The 14217-nt window shown below is 76.8% G+C and carries 16 protein-coding genes; 7 read left to right on the top strand and 9 right to left on the bottom strand.

Annotated elements, in window-relative coordinates; genetic code table 11:
• Positions 1–45 precede the first annotated feature (45 nt).
• The gene (locus CELF_RS03925) at positions 46–1146 is read left to right on the top strand and encodes a hypothetical protein (RefSeq protein ID WP_013769954.1); all 1101 of its coding nucleotides are present in this window, start codon (positions 46–48) and stop codon (positions 1144–1146) included.
• 43 nt (positions 1147–1189) lie between these two features.
• The gene (locus CELF_RS03920) at positions 1190–2299 is read left to right on the top strand and encodes a DNA glycosylase AlkZ-like family protein (RefSeq protein WP_013769953.1); all 1110 of its coding nucleotides are present in this window, start codon (positions 1190–1192) and stop codon (positions 2297–2299) included.
• Positions 2300–2314: 15 nt separating this feature from the next.
• Here the strand turns inward: CELF_RS03920 and CELF_RS03915 are convergent, their stop codons facing one another.
• The gene (locus CELF_RS03915) at positions 2315–4576 is read right to left on the bottom strand and encodes a SpoIIE family protein phosphatase (RefSeq protein ID WP_013769952.1); all 2262 of its coding nucleotides are present in this window, start codon (positions 4574–4576) and stop codon (positions 2315–2317) included.
• An 85-nt stretch (positions 4577–4661) separates the two neighbouring features.
• Positions 4662–6242, bottom strand: a complete 1581-nt coding sequence (locus CELF_RS03910) for a methyl-accepting chemotaxis protein (protein WP_013769951.1) — start codon at positions 6240–6242, stop codon at positions 4662–4664.
• A 126-nt stretch (positions 6243–6368) separates the two neighbouring features.
• Here CELF_RS03910 and CELF_RS03905 point away from each other — a divergent pair, with 126 nt between their 5' ends.
• On the top strand, positions 6369–6881 hold the full coding sequence (locus tag CELF_RS03905; protein ID WP_013769950.1) for a GNAT family N-acetyltransferase: 513 nt from the start codon (positions 6369–6371) through the stop codon (positions 6879–6881).
• Positions 6882–6970: 89 nt separating this feature from the next.
• On the opposite strand, the gene CELF_RS03900 is transcribed toward CELF_RS03905, so the two are convergent.
• The 3 genes from CELF_RS03900 to CELF_RS03890 form a co-directional block, all read right to left on the bottom strand.
• Positions 6971–7501 carry a hypothetical protein gene (locus CELF_RS03900; protein ID WP_013769949.1) on the bottom strand — a complete coding sequence of 177 codons (531 nt, stop codon included), beginning with the start codon at positions 7499–7501 and terminating at the stop codon, positions 6971–6973.
• Between the two features lie 162 nt (positions 7502–7663).
• Positions 7664–8470 carry a hypothetical protein gene (locus CELF_RS20330; protein ID WP_126297665.1) on the bottom strand — a complete coding sequence of 269 codons (807 nt, stop codon included), beginning with the start codon at positions 8468–8470 and terminating at the stop codon, positions 7664–7666.
• 23 nt (positions 8471–8493) lie between these two features.
• Positions 8494–9066 carry an RNA polymerase sigma factor gene (locus CELF_RS03890; protein WP_013769947.1) on the bottom strand — a complete coding sequence of 191 codons (573 nt, stop codon included), beginning with the start codon at positions 9064–9066 and terminating at the stop codon, positions 8494–8496.
• 287 nt (positions 9067–9353) lie between these two features.
• Here CELF_RS03890 and CELF_RS03885 point away from each other — a divergent pair, with 287 nt between their 5' ends.
• Together CELF_RS03885 and CELF_RS03880 are read left to right on the top strand one after the other, a co-directional pair.
• On the top strand, positions 9354–10157 hold the full coding sequence (locus CELF_RS03885; protein WP_013769946.1) for an SCO4651 family lipoprotein: 804 nt from the start codon (positions 9354–9356) through the stop codon (positions 10155–10157).
• A gap of 117 nt (positions 10158–10274) precedes the next feature.
• Entirely contained in the window at positions 10275–10763 is a 489-nt protein-coding gene (locus CELF_RS03880) for a GNAT family N-acetyltransferase (protein WP_013769945.1), read from the top strand.
• Positions 10764–10828: 65 nt separating this feature from the next.
• On the opposite strand, the gene CELF_RS03875 is transcribed toward CELF_RS03880, so the two are convergent.
• Positions 10829–11437: a class I SAM-dependent methyltransferase gene (locus tag CELF_RS03875; RefSeq protein WP_013769944.1), complete on the bottom strand. Its 609-nt coding sequence runs from the start codon at positions 11435–11437 to the stop codon at positions 10829–10831.
• A 138-nt stretch (positions 11438–11575) separates the two neighbouring features.
• Here CELF_RS03875 and CELF_RS03870 point away from each other — a divergent pair, with 138 nt between their 5' ends.
• Positions 11576–12622 (top strand): serine hydrolase domain-containing protein, encoded by a 1047-nt coding sequence (locus CELF_RS03870; RefSeq protein ID WP_041553332.1) that lies wholly within the window; start codon positions 11576–11578, stop codon positions 12620–12622.
• A gap of 45 nt (positions 12623–12667) precedes the next feature.
• Here CELF_RS03870 and CELF_RS03865 read toward each other — a convergent pair whose 3' ends face one another.
• From CELF_RS03865 to CELF_RS21365, 3 genes are all read right to left on the bottom strand, one after another.
• Positions 12668–13117: an HNH endonuclease gene (locus tag CELF_RS03865; protein ID WP_013769942.1), complete on the bottom strand. Its 450-nt coding sequence runs from the start codon at positions 13115–13117 to the stop codon at positions 12668–12670.
• A 76-nt stretch (positions 13118–13193) separates the two neighbouring features.
• A complete protein-coding gene (locus CELF_RS03860; protein ID WP_013769941.1) occupies positions 13194–13424 on the bottom strand; it encodes a hypothetical protein in 231 nt (76 codons plus the stop codon).
• Between the two features lie 180 nt (positions 13425–13604).
• Complete coding sequence (locus CELF_RS21365) at positions 13605–13733, bottom strand: hypothetical protein (protein WP_013769940.1); 129 nt, start codon at positions 13731–13733, stop codon at positions 13605–13607.
• Positions 13734–13893: 160 nt separating this feature from the next.
• On the opposite strand from CELF_RS21365, the gene CELF_RS03855 reads away from it, so the two are divergent.
• The gene (locus CELF_RS03855; RefSeq protein ID WP_013769939.1) at positions 13894–14148 is read left to right on the top strand and encodes a hypothetical protein; all 255 of its coding nucleotides are present in this window, start codon (positions 13894–13896) and stop codon (positions 14146–14148) included.
• Positions 14149–14217 lie beyond the last annotated feature (69 nt).

Below are 14217 nucleotides of genomic sequence, written 5' to 3'. Positions count from 1 at the left end.
CGGATCCCGCCCGGCCGCCGTGAGCGCGCTGCTAGCGTCGCGCGGATGCTGACGATCCGGACGATTCGCCTCGCCCTGCTCGCGAGCGCGGCGGCCCTGACGGTGTGGCTCCTCACCGGTGTGCTGCACGTGCTGCTGGCTCGCCTCGACGTCCCGGCCGGGCTCGTGGGCTTCGTCGCGCCGTCCACCCCAGCGGTCGGCCTCGCGCACGGCTCCGTCGGCGCCGCGCTGCTCGCCGCGGCCACCCTCGTCGTCGCCGTCGGGTTCCTCGTGCTGCCGGCGCTGCGCGCCGCGGGCACCGGGTACGCGGGCCGGGTCCTGGCCGTGTGGCTCGCGGTGGTCGTCGCCGGGGCCGCCGCGGCACTGTTCACGGGCTGGCCCGCGACCGTGCACGCGCTCGGGCAGGGCCGCGACGGCACCGTCCCGCTGCTGATGTTCGGCTGGTTCGAGCCCATCCGCCGCGGCACGGGCTGGGGCGCGACGTGGGGCTGGCTCGTGGGGCTCGCGGTCGTCGCCCTGGCCCGCCGCGACGAGGACCGCCCGGAGCAGCCGACCGTGGCCCGGCCGGTCGCCACCGCCGCCGCCGTGGTGGCCGGGCTCGTCGCCGGCGCGGGGTGGACGGTGGCCGCCGCCGTGCACGCGTGGGTCGACCGGACCGTCGCCACGCACGCCACGACGGGCCGCTCGACGCTCGCGATCACGGTCTCGACGACCGCCGACTGGTTCGCCCCCGTGACCACCGCCGGGGAGGCGTCGACGGGCGCGCTGCTCGCGTGCGGCGGCCTCGTCGCCGCGATCACGGGCGGGCTCGCCTACCTCGCCGCGCGCACGGCGGCTGCCACGCACGGCCGCACCGTCCTCGTGCTCGGGGTCTGGGCCGCCTGCGTCGCAGGTGCGCTGTGGGGTGCCCTGCCCACCGCGCTCGTCGGCGACGGCCTCGACCCCACGGGCGACGGGCGCTGGTTGCGCCAGCAGGACCTCCTGCAGCTCGGGCCCACCGACGGCGGTGCCGCCGGCCTGCTGTACGGCTGGCTCCCGGCGCTGCTCGCGCTGCTCGTCGTGCAGCGCCTGCGCGCCGCCACGCCGGTCCCGCGGGAGCCGGGCGGGCCGTCCCCCGCGCCGGCCGCGGCGGTCGCCGGGGGCTGACGGCCGCCCGGGTGTCGGACCCGGTCCGTAGGCTCCCGGTGTCATGACGGTGCACCACCTGTCCCGCACCGACGCACGACGGCTCGCCGTCCGCGCGCAGCTCCTCACGGCCGAGCGCCCGGCGGGCGTCCTCGAGACGGTCCGCGGCCTCACGATGCTCCAGGTCGACCACACCGCCTCCGTCGCCCCGAGCGCCGACCTCGTGCTGTGGAGCCGCCTCGGCTCGCGGTACGACCCGGGTGAGCTGGCCGACGCGGTCGACGGCCTCGCGCTGCTCGACGTGCAGGGCATGATCCGGCCCGCCGAGGACCTCGTCCTCTACCGCGCCGAGATGGCGCAGTGGCCCGGCCCGGACCCGCAGCCGTGGCAGGCGTCGCGCGCCGGCTGGCTGCGCGACAACGCGGGCTGCCGGCAGGACATCCTCGACGCCCTGCGCGCCGACGGGCCCCTGACCGCCCGGGAGCTGCCGGACACGACCGTGCGGCCGTGGCGGTCCAGCGGCTGGAACGCGAACCGCAACGTGCCGATGATGCTCGAGCTGCTGGTCGAGTCGGGCGACGTCGCCGCGGCCGGACGCCGTGGCCGGGACCGGCTGTGGGACCTCGCGGAGCGCGTCTACCCCGCCGACGACCCCGTGCCCGTCGAGGACGCGCGACGGCTGCGCGACGAGCGCCGGCTGCACGCGCTCGGCATCGCCCGGTCCCGCGGGGCGCAGTGCCCGGTGGAGCCGGTCGACGTGGGTACGGCGGGCGAACCCGCGGTCGTCGACGGCGTCCGCGGCGAGTGGCGGGTCGACCCCGCCCTGCTCGACGCGCCGTTCACCGGCCGCACCGCGCTGCTGTCGCCGTTCGACCGGCTCGTCCACGACCGCCGCCGCATGGCCGAGCTGTTCGCGTTCGACTACGCCCTCGAGATGTTCAAGCCGGCCGCGGCGCGACGGTGGGGGTACTACGCGCTGCCCGTGCTGCACGGCGACCGGCTCGTCGGCAAGGTCGACGCGACCGCGGACCACGCGGCGGGCGTGCTGCGCGTCGACGCCGTCCACGAGGACGGCGCGTGGTCCCCGGCCGTCCGGGCGGACGTCGCCGACGAGATCGAGGACCTGGCCCGGTGGCTCGGCCTGGAGCTGCGCCTCGGGGCCCGCACGCGCTGACGCGCGCCCGGCAGGTCAGGCGGCGTCGCGGCAGAGCACGAGCAGCGTCAGGTCGTCGACCGAGCCCTCCTCGCGGCACGCGTCGAGCACGTCGTCGATGCGCAGCGGCCGGGCCGGGTCGTCCGTGCGGTCCACCGCGGCACGCAGCCGCGCGAGCCCGTCGCGCAGCCGCGTCGCGCGCGAGTCGACGAGCCCGTCGCTGTACAGCACGAGCGCACCGCCCGCGGGCACGTGCAGCCTCCCGGCGGGCGGGTCGCCGCTGCCGACGCCGACCGGCCGGTCGACGGGCAGCTGCACGAGCTCGGCCCGGCCGTCGGCGTGCAGCACGACGGGTCGGGGGTGACCGGCGACCGCGACGTCCGCGTCGCCCGTGACGGGGTCCACGACCGCGACCACGACGGTCGCCATCTCGAACGGCATGGTCCAGCGCGCGACGTGGTCGAGCCCCCGCAGCACCTGGGCCGGCCCGTCGCCGCGCAGCAGGTAGGCACGCAGCGCGTTACGCAGCTGGCCCATCGCGGCGGCGGCCTCCAGCCCGTGCCCCGCGACGTCGCCGACGACGACCGCGAGCCGGCCGTCGGGGAGCAGCAGCGCGTCGTACCAGTCGCCCCCGACGCGTCCGCCCGCCGCGGGCTCGTACCGCGCGTCGACGCTCCACCCGTCCAGCACGGGCAGGCTCGCGGGCAGCAGGCTGCGCTGGACGGTCTGGGCAGCCCGCAGCCGGGTCCGGCTCCGCAGCACGAGCACCTCGAGCAGGCGCGCCCGCAGCTCGGTCGCGGTCCGTACGTGGCGGTCCTCCCACGGCGCGCTGCGTCCCCGCACCGTCTCGCGCCACAGCTCGAACGACAGGCGAGGGCTCAGGCGCACGGTGCCGCCCTCGCGACGCGCGATCGCCTTGTTGTGCGGGTCGCCGCCCCAGTCGACGTGATGCACCTGCTCGCGACGCAGCCACACGGCCGACTGCCCGTCGGGCAGCCGCAGGGCGAGCACCCCCGCGACCTCGGGGACGTGCCGCGCGAGGTCGGGCTCCTCGTCGGCGAGCGCGGTCCGGACCACGACGTCGTCGGGCTGCTCCGCGACCCACGTGAGCAGCGCGCCCACGCCGCGCGGCACGTCGCCCGCGGTCAGCACCGCCCCGTCGACCTGCGCGACGGCACCGTCGGCCGGGACGAGGTCGAGCAGGCTCGGCGGGTCGAGCAGGGCCTGCGCGAGCGGCCGGTCCTCGTCGCGCGCGTTCTCCACGAGCCGGCCGAGGACCTCCGCCGACGCGAGCCGGTCGGCGAGCTCGTCCTCCTCGACGCGCGCCACGAGGCGCAGCGACAGGGTCGAGCCGAGGAACTCGGCCGCGGCGCGCACGCCGTACGGCGGCTCGAACGGGCCCGCGTAGTGGTGGCACGCGATGAGGCCCCACAGCCGGCCGTCACGCAGCAGGGAGATCGACATCGACGCGGCGACGCCCATGTTGCCCAGGTACTCGCAGTGGATCGGCGAGACGCTGCGCAGCACCGCGTGCGTGAGGTCGAGCGGCAGACCGGTGCGTCCGTCGATCCCCGGCACGATCCGGGCCGGGGTGTACGCGACGTCGGAGATGAGCCGCACCCAGTTCTTCTCGTACAGCGCGCGGGCCTGCGGCGGGATGTCGGACGCCGGGTAGTGCAGGCCGAGGAACGCGTTGAGGTCGTCGCGGCGCGCCTCGGCCACGACCTCGCCGTTGTACTCGGCGTCGAACCGGTAGACCATCACGCGGTCGAACCCCGTGAGCGCCCGGACCTCGCGCGCGGTGATGTCGTACATCTCGGTGAGCTCGTGCGCGCGGTTCAGCTGCTCGACCACCCCGCGCACCGCCTGGTACGTGTTCGGGAACGAGAACGGCCGTGGACCGGTCGCCGGCTCCAGCTCGATGACGAGCAGCGTCGTGTCGCCGCTGACCACCCGGTGCAGCACGGCGTCGACCTCGAGGTCGCCGCCGGGCGTCGGGACGAGGAGCTGCAACGGGTTGCGCTCGCGCAGGCTCCCCCACGCGGCGACGTGCTGCCGGACCGCGGCGGCGCTGCGTGCGCCCACGGTGGCGTCGAGCGGCCTGCCGAGCGCGTCCTCGACCGCCACCCCGAGCAGGTGGGCGACGTTCTCCGAGACGTGCGCGACGACGAGGTCGGGCTCCGAGACGGCCAGCAGGACGCCACGCGGCTGGACGCTGCCGGGGACGTGGATCGGCTCACGTGCGCAGTTGTCGAGGTCCACGGGCTCGCCGGGGGCGAGGAACGTGGCCTCGGTCATGCGCGACTCCCTCACGTCCGCCGGCCCCGGCCGGGCACAGGACCGCCGCCACGCTAACCCATGGCGCCCGCGGGCACCCGCGGGGTCAGACCTGGAAGGCGGCGATCCGTGTCGCGAGCTCGCGAGACGTGCCGGCGACCTCCTCCACGCGCCCGTCGACCCGCTCGAGCGCGCGGGCGCTCGTCTCCGCCGCGGACGCGACCGACGTGATGCCCTGCGCGATCTCCCCCGCACCCGCCGCGGCGTCCGCGACCCCGCGGCTCATGACCGCCGTGGTCGCGGTCTGCTCCTCGACGGCCGACGAGATCGTGAGCTGGTAGTCGTTGATGCGGGCGATCGTGCGGGAGATGCCGTCGATCGCGGCGACGGCCCCGTGCGTGTCGCCCTGGATCGCCTCGACGCGGCGCGCGATGTCCTCGGTCGCGCGGGCCGTCTCCGTCGCGAGCTCCTTGACCTCGCCGGCCACGACCGCGAACCCCTTGCCCGACTCCCCGGCGCGCGCGGCCTCGATGGTGGCGTTGAGCGCGAGCAGGTTGGTCTGCTCGGCGATCGAGGTGATGAGCTTGACGACGTTGCCGATCTCCTGCGACGACGTCCCGAGCCGCGACACCGTGTCGTTCGTCGCCGCGACCTCCCGGATCGCCTGCGCCGCGACCTCGGCGGCCTGCGCGGCGTTCTGCGCGATGTCGCGGATGCTCGCGCCCATCTGCTCGGCGCCCGCGGCGACCGTCTGCACGTCGCGCGACACCTGCTCCGCGGCGGCCGCGACCTCGCCGGCACGGGCGCTCGTGTCGTGCGCCGCCCGGGCGCCCTGCGCCGTCACGTCGCGCAGTTCGCCGACGGCGGCGTCGGTCTGCGTCGCGTTGGTCGTCACCTGCCCGACGAGCACCGACACCGCGTCGACCGCCGCGTCGAGCGCCGAACCCGCGCGCGAGATCTCCCCGCCGCCGCGCAGGCCGGTGCGCTGCGTGAGGTCACCCCGCGCCAGCGCGTCCGCGACCTGCGAGATGCGGCCCGCAGGCTGCGCGACGTCCCGCGTGACCTTGCGGACCGCGAACACCATGAACGCCGCCGTGAGCACCCCGATGCCCACGAGCCCGAGCCGTCCGCGCTCCTCCGCCGCGCGCTGGCCCGCACGCAGCTCCTCGGTGCGGCTCTGCGCCGACGCCTGCACCTCGTCGACGAGCGCGAGCACCTGCCCGTACGACTCGCCGGCCGCCCCGTCGTTGATCGACGTCATCGCCGCGACGTAGTCCTCGGGCTCACCCGTGGCGAGCAGCGCGACGACCTCCGCGTCCCCCGCGAAGAACGAGTCCCACGCCGGGGCGAGCCCCTCGAACGCGGCGCGCTCGGCGGGGGTCGTCCCCGTGAGGTCGAGATCGTCCAGCCACGCCTCGACGTCCGCGCGGAGCGCGAGCAGCGCGGACCGGTTGCCCGCGTCGTCCGCGAGCGCCTCCTGCGGCCCCACGGCCGCGACGTCGGCCGCGACGAGCGCCTGCCACCCGGTCGCGTCGGCGATCTGGAAGCGGGCCTCCTCCGCGAGCCGGGAGATCCGGTCCGTCTCCGCGAGCCGGTCCGCGAAACCGCGCTGCACCTGGGCCGTCACCACGCCGAGGACGATGATCCCGATGAGGACGGTGACGAGGATGGTGAAGAGCGCGGTCATCCGCGCTCCGATGGTCTGGCTGTTCCAGGAGGACACGGCGGGCCGATCTCGTGCGGGGGCTGTCGCCCACGTGATCGGCAGGGCGGGCGCGGATGTGAGCAGTGCGGCGGCCTATCGTCGGTCACCATGACCGCGTCGCCCGTCCCCGCCGGCCCGCAGCACGTCGACGCGATCCACGCGCTGCGCCGGTCGCTCGAGGACCGGATGGCGGCCGCGGGCGTGGTGCAGTGGCCGCAGGGGTCGATGCCGCGCGAGCGCGTCGAGGCGCAGGTCGCCGACGGGCAGTGGTGGGTCGTGCCGGACCCGGAGATCGAGGTCGCCGGCACCGTGCGGCTGCTGTGGTCCGACCCGGAGTACTGGGGCGACGACCCGACCCCGGCCGCGTACGTGCACGGGCTGATGGTGGACCGCCGGCGCGCGGGGTCGGGCCTGGGCGGCGACCTGCTCGCGTGGGCGGCCGCGCGGGGACGCGACGCCGGTGCCACGCTGCTGCGCCTCGACTGCCGCGAGAGCAACCCGGCGCTGCGCCGGTACTACGAGGGCCAGGGCTTCCGGGCCGTGGGCCGCCGGGACCTGGGGAGCCACGCCAACACGCTCCTGGAGCGTCCCGTCGGGGCGCGGCGGTCGACCGACCGCTGAGGGCGGCGGGCCGGCTCGTGCCGGCCGGCCCGCCGCCGTGGTCCGCGAGCCCCGGAGGGAAGGGGGGAGGCTCGCGGACGGTGCCGAGGTCAGCCCTCGGCGCGGGCACCCGCGTCGACCGGTGCAGGGGCCTCGGTCGACGGGGCGTCGGGGGTGGTGCGCTGCTCGGCACCGGTCTGCGCCTGCTCGGGCAGCGCGTCCGGCCCGGTCTGGCCGGCGTGGTCGGCGGCCTGCTCGGGCAGCGTGACGCCTGCGCGCTCGCGCGCCTCCTGGGAGATGACCTGCCCGTCCACGCCGCCGTCGCGCGCGTCCTGCGCGACCCGCTGGCCGAACTCGGAGGCCTCCGGCAGGTCGGTGGGCGACGCGGTCGCCTCGGGGGACGCGCTGGGGGTGCCGGTCGGGGCGTCCGTCGGCGCGTCGGTCGCGGCCTGCTCGGGCGCCGTCGCCTCGGGGGCGGGCTGCTCGACGGCCGGCGGGACGTCCTGCGACGCGGAGACGCCGTACGCGACGCCGGGCACACCGACGCCCACACCGACGACCACGGCCACGCCTGCGGCCTTGGCGGGCAGACCGAGTGCGGCCAGCTTCGCCGTGACGGCAGCGAGGGTCGTGGAGCTCATGCGGTTACCTCCCGTGTCGGGTGCCGCCCCGCGCCACCCCGGTCGGGGTGGGGACCGCACCTCTCACCCACGTCATCGTGGCGACCTGCGCCAGGGGTACGGGTGCGGGCCGACGACTTTCGCGGGAGGCGGGAACCCGTCCGGCACGGCCGGTGCCGACGGTCAGCCGCGGCCCTCAGCGCTGCGCCCCGCGGCCCCGCCCTCGTCCCGGACGTCGGCGCGCGGCGTCGGGACGGCCGTGGGCCGCCCGTCCTGGCCGGGCGCGTCCTGCGGCGCACCACCCGGTGCGTCGGCCGGTGCGGGCTCGGGCAGCACGGGGGCGCCGGGGACGGCCGGACGGGGAGCGTCCTCGGAGCGTCCGCGCTCCTCGCCCGCGCCGGGTGCGGCGGGCGTCGGCGCGGGCGACGGCGCACCCGGGTCGGGGCACGCGTTGCCGCACGCGGGCACCGGCTCGACCGGCACGGCGGCCGGGCCCGACGGGCTCGGTGCCACGGGCGCCGGGGACGCGGGGACGCCCGTGACACCGTGCCATGCGTCGACCACGGCACCGACGACCGCCCGCGCCGGCTCCCGCACGACGGCCGGGGCGCCGTCGAGCTGCGCGGTGCCCACGACGGCCGCGGCGGCGGCAGCCGCCCCGATGCCGACCTTGAGCACGAGCGCGGCCGCGGCGGCGGCGCCCGCACGGCGAGCGGTGCGGCGTCCGGGGCGGCGTGCCCGCGAGCGCTCCGCGAGGTCCACGACCCGGGCACCACCGTCGGCCCCGAGGCCCGCAGCCTCGGCACCCCCGGCCACGGTGCCGTCAGCGCCGGGCGTCAGCCCGTCGCGCAGCAGGGCCGCGAGCGCGGCCGACGGTGCGGGCGGCTCGTCGTGCGCGGTCGAGCGCAGCGCGGCGAGGAACGACGACAGCGCCGGCTCGCCCGGGACGTCCCGGCCGGCCAGCAGATCGTCGTCGTGGAGGTGCCGCACGTCCTGGTCATCGTCGAACCGGCTCACAGGGGTACGCCCTCCCGCTCCAGGGTCCGGCGGACCGCCGCCAGACCACGGCGCTGCAGCGCCTTGACGGCGCCGACCTGCTTGCCGACGACCTCCGCGACCTGCTCGATCGTCAGGTCCGCGACGACGCGCAGCGTCAGGACGTCCCGCTGCTCCTCGGTGAGCGTGCCGAGCACCGCGAGCACCCGCTCGCGCGACAGCGTGTCGAGCGCACCGTCCTCGGCGCTCGGCACGGGCGTGCCCTCGTCGTCGTCGCCGAGCGGCTCGACCGCGACGCTCCGGGCGCGACGGCGCCAGGAGTCGACGGCGCGGCGGTGCGCGATCGTGAACACCCACGACCGGAACGCGGCCTGGTCGCCCCGGAAGCGCGCGAGCCCGGTGAACACCGACAGGAACACCTCGTTGGTGAGGTCGTCGACGTCGTCGACGCCGCGCGAGCGCAGGAAGGCGGCGACGGGACGCACGAGGTCGTGCCAGATGACGGTGAACGCGTCGCCGGACCCGTCGCGCGCGGCGGCGAGGACGTCGTCGAACCGCTCGATCACGGGCGTCGCGCCCGTCCCGTGCACCGCACGCGCACCTCCCTCGCCGCTCCGGGGCCCCGGCGTGCGCCGCCGTCGGTCGACCGCGCGCGGGGGTACGGACGGAGGACCGTACCGGACACGCCGGGCGTCGCGACACCACCGCAGCCTGCGGGGCGGGCCGGCGGCGGCGTCGGCCGACCGGGTGAGACGGACGAAACGGGCTGTCACAGCGTTCTCACAGGTGGCAGGATGTTGACCGTCGTGCGCCGCGCCGCCGTGCGGCCGTGGGGGTGTCCGCCCGACGTCGCGGCGTTCATCCAGGAGACTTCTCAGTGCTTCGTTCGCGTCTGTTCGCCCTGCCCGCCGCTGTGCTCCTCACCGCCACGCTCGCCGCGTGCGGTGGTGGCTCCGACAGCCCGTCCGCCGAGAAGACCTCGGCCTCGTCGGAGAAGTCCACGCCGACGCCGACCCCCGAGGTCGCCGAGCTGACGACCGAGGACTTCGTCGCCCGCCTCACCGCGGCGCAGAAGGACGTGACGTCCTACGACATCGCGATGACCACGACGGGCGCGGCCGCCAGCTCCGCGACGGGTTCGGTCAGCACCGCCGACGGCAAGCAGGACATGGCGATCCGCATGTCGACGGCCGAGACCGGCGACATCGAGGTCCGCATGGTCGGCGGGATGCTCTACCTCAACCTCGCGGAGCTGTCGGGCGGTCTGTTCCTGCAGGTCGACCCCAACGACCCGTCGAACCCGTTCGGTGCGGCGTTCTCGACGCTCGGCGAGGACCTGTCGGCGTCGGCCGGCGTCGCGAACCTCGAGGCGGCCCTGGTCAGCGTGACCGCGACGGGTGACTCCGAGGCGATCGACGGCACGGACACGCAGGTCTACGAGGTCGTCGTCGACACCACGAAGATCGCGCCGGAGCTGCAGTCGTCGCTCGGTGCCGACGGTGCGGCCGCGCTGCCCGAGACCATCACGTACACGTACTGGATCGACGCGGACGACCTGATCCGTCAGGTCGCGTTCGACGTGGCCGGCACGACCACCACGACGACGTTCTCCAACTTCGGCGCGGGCGCGCCGGTCGAGGCGCCCCCGGCGGACCAGATCACCACGGAGATGCCGTTCTGACGGTCCTCCCGACTCACCGCTGACGGCGGCGCTCCTTCCGGGGCGCCGCCGTCGGCGTCTGCGCGGACGGCGACGGTGCGACACCGACCGGGCGGCCTCCGCCGTTACCGTGACCGGGTGCCGATCCTCGTCCGCCCCTACGACCCCGACGGCCCTGCCGGGGTCCCCGACGACGCGGCGACCCTCGCCGTCTTCCGCCGCGCGGTCCACGTGACCGCCGCCGCCGACTACACGCCCGAGCAGCTCGCCGCGTGGGCTCCGGCCGACCCCGACCTGGCCGCGTGGGCCGTGCGCCGCGCCGCCCGGCGGACGGTCGTCGCCACGCTCGACGGCCGGGTCGTGGGGTTCACGGACGTCGACGCCGACGGGTACGTCGACATGATGTTCGTCGACCCGGACGCCGCCCGGCGCGGCGTGGGGCGCGCGCTGCTGGCGTGGGCGCACGACGAGGCCGTCCGGCTCGGTGCGACGTCGATGACGACGCGGGCGAGCCTGACCGCACGGCCGTTCTTCGAGGCGCACGGGTTCCGCGTGGAACGCGAGCACCAGCCGGTGGTCCGGGGTGTGAGCCTCACGAACTTCGCGATGCGCCGCCCGCTGCCCTGAGGCCCGGCCCGCGGGCCACCGTCGGCGCGGCCGCGCCGCTGCCTGCTGGACCGCGGCGGCCGTGCTCAGGCACGTCGCGCGGCGACCCGCTCGACGATCCGGTAGCGCGTCGCGGAGTGCTCGGTCGCGACCAGCCCGGCCTCGGCCAGCCGGTCCAGGGGCCGTCGCCGGTGGTGCTCGCCGTGCGCGCGACCGCCGACGTCGAGCAGGCGCTGGACACCACGCAGCAGCGCCGCCGACGACACCACGTGGTCCGCGAGGAGGACGGCACCGTCCGGACGCACGACGCGCGCGAGCTCGCGCAGCACGGCGACCTCGTCGTCCACGCAGCACAGCGCGAACGTGCACACCACGGTGTCGAACGTGGCGTCCTCGAACGGCAGCGCGGCCGCGTCGGCCCGGAGCAGCGTCACCGCGCCCAGCCCGCGGGTGCGCCGTCGGGCGAGGTCGAGCATCGCGGGGCTCTGGTCCACCGCGACGACCTCGTCGGCACGGTCGGCGTAGTGCGGCACGGTCGCGCCGGTGCCGACGGCGACCTCGAGCGTGCGACCGCGAACCCGCTCGCCGACCCACGCACGCGCGCCCTCCAGCACGCGCCGCTCGAGCCACGCCGTCGTGCGGTCGTAGCTCGGCGCCTGGCTGTCCCAGTAGGCGACGCGGTCGTCGCGGCTCATCACCACCCCCGTCGCCGACCCAACTCCTCGGCGAGCGGTCGGTCAACCCTCGCCACGCCGCCGCCGGACCCGCCCGGCCCGGGCGGTCATGTGCGGTGACGTGCGGCGATGTCGGCGCCCGGTGCTTCACTGCCGGTCGTGGACACCCCGCCCAGCACCCCCGAGGCCCCCTGTCCGTCACCTGCTCTCGCGACGGTCGCGGTCACGCTCGACGGCCGCGGAGGCATCCGCGTCGCAGGTTCGGCGGACGTGCGCTCGGGCCGCGCCGCCGACGCGACGACCCCCTTCCACCTGTGCTCCATGGCCAAGACGGTGACGGCTGTCGGCGTCCTGCGCCTCGCGCGCGACGGTGTGCTGGACCTCGACGCCGACGTGCGCGACGTCGTCGACGTCGCGGTGCCGCACGGCGTCGGCCCGACCGTCCGCCAGCTGTTGGCCCACCGGGGCGGCGTCGAGGACGCGCCGGGCTCCTTCACGCCGACGGCCTCCCCCGCTCCCCGGACCGCCGACGTGCTCGCCGGGTCGACGGCCCACCACGACGGCCCCGTCCGCGTGACCCGCCCGCCCGGCACGGCCTTCGCGTACTCGGACGCCGGCTACTGCCTCGTGGAGCGGGTCGTGGAGGTCGCCACGGGCGAGCCGTTCGCCGACGCGATGCACCGGGCGGTCGTCGAGCCGCTGGGTCTGCTGCGCACCGCGTTCTGGGCCGGCGAGACGGTCACCGGCGGCCCGCGCGCGGCGACCCTGGCCCGTGTCGCGGGGTCCGCCTGCGCCGGGCACCACGCCGACGGGACGCGCGTCGACGGCGGGCGCGTGCACTACGCCGGCCCGGCCGCGTCCGGGCTGTGGTCCGCGCCGACGGACGTGGCCGTGCTCCTCGAGGACCTGCTGCGCGCGTGGACGGGCGACGCACGTGCCGTCGTGCTCGACCCCGGGACCGCGGCGGCGATGCTGTCCGACCCGGACGACCTCGGAGTGGGTCTCGGCGTCTTCGTCGGCGGCTCGCCCGTGGCACGCGTCATGACGCAGGGCTGGGGCGTCGGGTTCCAGGGCCAGGTGCGCGTCGACCTGCGGTCCGGGGCGGCCGTGGCCGCGCTCCTCGCGCAGGACCCGGGCGTCCCGCAGGAGGAGTCGGTCGTGGGCCGCACGGTCCTCGACCTGCTCGCGGGTCTCGCGCGCCCCTGACGCACGGATCCCGTGGCCCCGGTCGCACGGACCCGGGCCACGGGATCAGGTGCCGAGCAGCTCGGCGAACGTCGGGACGCGCGGCGCGTACCGCAGCCGCATCCCGGCCTCCTCGGGCGTGCGGTCCCGCTTCCGGTTGTTGCACCGCCCGCACGCGGTCACGGTGTTGAGCCACGAGTCGGCGCCCCCGCGGCTGCGCGGCCGCACGTGGTCGACGGTGTCCGCCCCCCGCGCACCGCAGTACGCGCACGTCCGGCCGTCCCGCAGCAGCAGCCCCGTCCGGGACCACTGCGGGGCGCCGTGCGCGTGCCGCCAGCGCATCTGCACGTACCGCACGAGCCGCAGCACCGCCGGCAGCGGGTAGGGCCCGAACATCCGCCCCTCGACGGCCTGCTCCACGACCGCGACCTGCCGGTGCAGCATCCGGACCGCGTGCGCGAGGCTCACGCGCTGCAGCGGCTCGTACCCCGCGTTCAGGACCAGCACCCCGGACATGCGCTCACCTCCTCGTCGCACGACACGACCGCCCGGGACCGTCCCGGCGGCTCGCCCGCTGACCCGCGGGCCGGGTTCACTCGACGACGTGCACGACGCGCGAGAAGTCGCCGTGCGCGTCGCACCACACGTGGTCGCCGACGACCGCGACCGCGTCACGCTGGGTGTGCTCCTCGCACGCGAGCTGCACGCGACGCAGCGGGTTCGCGGCCTGGCGGCGTTCCAGACGGCGGGCGGCCCGGCGCCGGTCGGCGACGGACAGGTGGCCGCCACCGGCGGCCAGGGACTCGTTGACGATGCGGACCACGACGGTCTCCTTCCTGCACGGCTGAGCGGTGGTCTGGGGTGGGTCGCGAGCAGAGGACTCGAACCTCTGCACCGGAGCCCTGCGGGCCCCGGCGGTCTCCTTCTCTCGCGCGGGTGGGACGACGACGAGGGCCGTCCCCCGTGTCGGGGAACGGCCCTCGTGGCGACCTGGTCGGGAGGATCAGGCCGGCACGAGGGGCACCTCGGGTCGCACGTCCGTCGGGCCGGCGACCGGGCCGTGGCCCGTCGGGTCCGTCGAGCAGGCGAGCAGGGACGTCCCGGCCTGCCACGTGGGGTACGCGACGGTCATCGAGGTCCTCCTCTCGCTGCGGATGGGCACGCGTCCCGGCCGTCCGACCGGCCGCGCGCCGCACGTAGGGTGCCCCTGTCCCGGCGCCGCCCGCCACGCATTTCTCCCGCGCCGCGCCGAGCCCGTTGCCGTCGGACTGTGCGCCGACGACGATGCCGCCATGCCGACGACGCCCGCCCCCACCCGCCGCCGAGCCGTGCTCGCCGGGATCCTGCTCGTCTCGACGACCCTCCTGGTCGTCGGCCTGTGGCGCACGTGGACGGTGCCGTTCGGCTGGTTCGCGTACGCGCCCCTGAGCCAGGTCACCTACGGCGGCGGCGCATGGGAGACCCGCCTCCCGACCCTCCTCGTGCTGGTCGGCGCCCTCGGTGTGGGAGCCGTCGCCGGCTACGCCCTGGGCCGCCGCCGGTCCTGACGGGCGCCCGGTCCGGCGAGCAGCGGCGCGCGTCGTCGGCCGGTCGTCCGCCTCGACCGCGACGCGGCG

Source organism: Cellulomonas fimi ATCC 484 (genome assembly GCF_000212695.1).
Taxonomy (GTDB): Bacteria; Actinomycetota; Actinomycetes; order Actinomycetales; family Cellulomonadaceae; genus Cellulomonas; species Cellulomonas fimi.
Note: the sequence above shows the minus strand (reverse complement) of the source record. Positions and strands in the feature narration are given on the sequence as shown.